Origin of the sequence: Vibrio fluminensis (assembly GCF_015278125.1) — a bacterium.
Lineage (GTDB): Bacteria > Pseudomonadota > Gammaproteobacteria > Enterobacterales > Vibrionaceae > Vibrio > Vibrio fluminensis.
Window position 1 is genome coordinate 1 of the sequence record NZ_JADILO010000071.1, and the last position, 1,198, is coordinate 1,198.

Below are 1,198 nucleotides of genomic sequence, written 5' to 3' on the forward strand. Positions count from 1 at the left end.
TGACCCGTCCTGATATGGGTTGACACTTTTTAGTTAAAACGCTCGGTGTACTTCATCGGGCGTTTTGTATTTTAGCGCTGTATGAGGCCTCATCTGATTATAGATTTCTACTGACTCAGCGACCATTTTTCTTGCTTGAGCTACATCTTTAGGCTTTCGCAAGAGATATTCCATTTTCAAAATGCCGTTCACCCTCTCTGCCAACGCATTCTGGTAGCAGTCATACCCATCCGTCATTGAACACACTATATTGTGCTTAGCGTGTATGTCTTGGTATTCCTTTGAGCAGTACTGGGAGCCCCTATCTGAATGATGGATTAAGCTTCCCTTACTYCGRCGTTTTCTTAGCGCTCCTATAAAAGCTTGTTTTACAGCACTCGTTTGCATGTTGTCATCCACACTATAACCGACGATTTTCCTAGAATAGGCATCGGTAATCAGACTGACATAACTGTTTCCCTCTCGGGTCGGAAGATAAGTGATATCAGCGACCCACAACTCTTCTGGCCTCTCTGGTTTAAAGCCATCCTTTATTTTATTTGGGTGGCAGTAAAACCTGTGATGGCTATCTGTTGTTCGGTGGTAAGCACGCTTGGTTTTCACAAGTARGCGATGATGTTTAAGCAGTGAAAAAAGATAATCCCGGCCTACGGTCATTCCTGCCTGTTGCATCAGGTACTTCAGCTTCCTAGTTCCTATGCGGACTTGTTTGATACGAGTTTCACGAACAAAACTCAGAAGTACCTCATCACGTCGTAGCTTGCGGGCTTCAGTAAGGCATTGCTTGTAATAGGCTTGCCTTGTGATATTTACGATTTGGCAAAATTTAGTCACGTTAAGCTGAGCTATGTTTTGCTCTTGGACGACGCRTCTTTGTGCTTTTTTACGACTCGAACACCGTGGTCTCGTTCCATAACTTTAACCACTTCTTCGAAGAAGTCGGCTCTGAGCTTGGTATCTTCGAGCAGTTTTTCTAGCTCTTTGATACGTTGCTCTGGTGTTGGTGGTGAATTGAGTTCAGACATAGGCAACCCTTTTTTCAAGAATCTAGGAGCGCCCCTAGACCAATCAAGTCGACCGTGTTTTCGGAGCCACACTAATACTGTAGAACAACCTTGTATGCCGTACTTCTCTTGAGCCTGTTTATAAGTCAGTTCACCTCTTTCAACTTGGTCAACAACATCCAATTTAAAAGCGA

Annotated in this window: 1 protein-coding gene; it reads right to left on the reverse strand. The window is 43.9% G+C overall.

The window, feature by feature from the left end; translation table 11 throughout:
* Nucleotides 1-33: 33 nt before the first annotated feature.
* A protein-coding gene (locus IRQ95_RS21870) for an IS3 family transposase (RefSeq protein ID WP_431358065.1) occupies nt 34-1,198 on the reverse strand; the annotation gives its coding sequence in 2 pieces (ribosomal slippage) (nt 34-887 and nt 887-1,198; 1,166 coding nt annotated over the 2 pieces). This gene is flagged as partial in the annotation.